Genomic DNA, 2,050 nt, shown 5'->3' with positions numbered 1-2,050 from the left:
TCTCGCGCTGGAGGTCGGCCATCTCACGGTCAACCCGGAGGGCCGCCCCTGCCACTGCGGCGGCCGCGGCTGCCTGGACGTGGAGGCCGATCCGCTGGCCCTGCTCGTGGAGGCCGGCCGCGAACCCGGCCCCGAGGTGTCGCTGCTGCGGCAGGCCGACGACCTGCTGCGCACCCGGTACGACGACCCGGCCGTCCGCAGGGCGGCCGAAGCCCTCGTCGACCGCCTCGGCCTCGGCCTGGCCGGCCTCGTCAACATCCTGAACCCGGACCGCATCGTCCTCGGCGGCCTGCACCGCAGCCTGCTGGCGGCCGACCCCGGCCGGCTGCGCGCGGTGGTCGCGGACCGCAGCCTGTGGGGCCAGAGCGGCGGCGTCCCCATCCTGCCGTGCACCCTGGACCACAGCAGTCTGGTCGGAGCCGCGGAACTGGCCTGGCAGCCGGTCCTGGACGACCCGCTGACGGCCCTGGCCGCGACAACGGGCTGACCCCGGGCGCGCCGGACCGTCAGTACGTCACACCGTCAGCAGGTCATACCGTCAGTACGTCACCGTGATCCGGCGGGGCATATACGTCCGCGTCGTTCGGCCGCTCGAAGGACCACGCCTTGGCGCGGGCCGTCACCAGCGCGGGGAAGCGCTCCAGCAGGCCGCGTTCCCCCATGTTGCGCAGGATGCGGAAGACCTCCGTGGCGCTCGGCAACTCCTCCGACGTCTCCAGGAACGGCACGCCGCCCTCGTAGGCCGCCGGGTCGCGGTCGATCTCTCGGCCGGCCATCAGCAGCCACGACAGGATCTCCAGGTCGCCGCCCCGGGCGCGCCCCTCCACGAGCCGCCCGGGCCGGCCCGGTCCCGGTCGGTGTCGCGGTGGCGCTCGGCCGGCGCAGTTCGTACGGGCCCTGGGTGAACAGGGCCGCGCGCACCGAGCCGGCCGTCATCGGGTGCAGCGCGTACGGGCGGCCCAGCTCGGTCATCACACAGGCGCCGTGGTAGCCGACGATGCCCGGGTCGCGCGGGAACAGGAGCAGATGGGTGTTGTCGCTGAAGCCGAAGAACGGCTTGGGGCGGGCGCGGATCGGCTCACGGTCCGGGAAGGGCAGGACGGTGATCCGGTCGTCCCCGCCGATGGCGGCCATCACCGCCTCGACCGTCGGATCGGCGAACGCGGCGTGGATGTCGGCGGCGCGCTCCCGCGGGGTGACGCCCATGGTGCGGGTGGCGGGGTACTCCACCGGCTCCAGGCCGAAGTCCTCCCGCAGCCGTTGCAGCCCCGGCTCGTACCGGAAGCGGGCAGGATTCCCGGCAGACCGGCGCCGGGCGAGAGGACCGCTATCCGCCGCCGGGACCCGCTCACTTCCAGTCGGTCCCGAACGCCCGCCCCGGATGCTCCCCGAGCATCCGCTCCACCAGCTCGTCCCCCACCACCACCGCCAGCCGCCGCCGCACCCGGCGCAGCAGATACGGCATCCCGGGCCCGCCGTCGACCGAGCGCGCCCCTGCGGTCACCGTGTCCCCGCCGAGCAGCAACCGGTCCGCGAACCCCGCCTCGGCCAGGGCACTTACCGCCTCCGGCATCCGCCAGTCGGTGGCGTGGTGGGCGCGGGAGGGCCCGTCGAAGGCCAGCCAGCAGCCCGCCGCGGCGGCCTCCCGGTGCGCCACCGGGTCGGGGAAGCGGTTCAGATGCCCGAGGATCACCCGCTCCCCGGGCACCCCCAGCTCGCCGCACAGCAGGTCCAGTACGTCCAGCGCGCCGGTGCCCAGCTCCAGGTGCACGGCGATGGGCGCGCCGGTGGCGTGGTGGGCCTCGGCCGCCGCCGTCATGGTCCGGCGGGCGTGCGCGTCGAGCCCGTGGAAACCGCCCGCCACCTTGATCAGGCCGGCCCGCACCCCGGTGGTCCCGATGCCCTCGGTCAGCTCCGTCACGAACAGTCCGGCGAGCCGGCCCCCGCTCAGCCCGTCGAGCGTCTCCGGGTCGTAGTGCACCGCCTGGTGCAGCCCGGTGGCGCAGACGATCCGCACCCCGGTCTCCCGGGACAGCGCCGGCAGGTCCGC

At 75.1% G+C, this 2,050-nt stretch carries 2 protein-coding genes and 1 pseudogene; 1 reads left to right on the top strand and 2 read right to left on the bottom strand.

Going from position 1 to position 2,050, the window contains the following annotated elements; translation table 11 throughout:
• On the top strand, positions 1–487 hold a 487-nt coding region (locus H5J33_RS32750), incomplete at its 5' end, for an ROK family protein (protein WP_181798346.1).
• Between the two features lie 85 nt (positions 488–572).
• Here H5J33_RS32750 and H5J33_RS32745 read toward each other — a convergent pair.
• Positions 573–1,358, bottom strand: a pseudogene (locus tag H5J33_RS32745) (LD-carboxypeptidase); the annotation flags it as partial.
• A partial coding sequence (locus H5J33_RS32740; protein ID WP_181798345.1) for a phosphotriesterase occupies positions 1,349–2,050 on the bottom strand: 702 nt, incomplete at its 5' end. The gene H5J33_RS32740 and the pseudogene H5J33_RS32745, both read right to left, overlap by 10 nt.

This window comes from Streptomyces sp. WELS2 (assembly GCF_013870595.1).
Classification (GTDB): Bacteria; Actinomycetota; Actinomycetes; order Streptomycetales; family Streptomycetaceae; genus Streptomyces.
The sequence above is the reverse complement of the archived record's forward strand: the minus strand, read 5'-3'. Positions and strand labels throughout refer to the sequence as shown.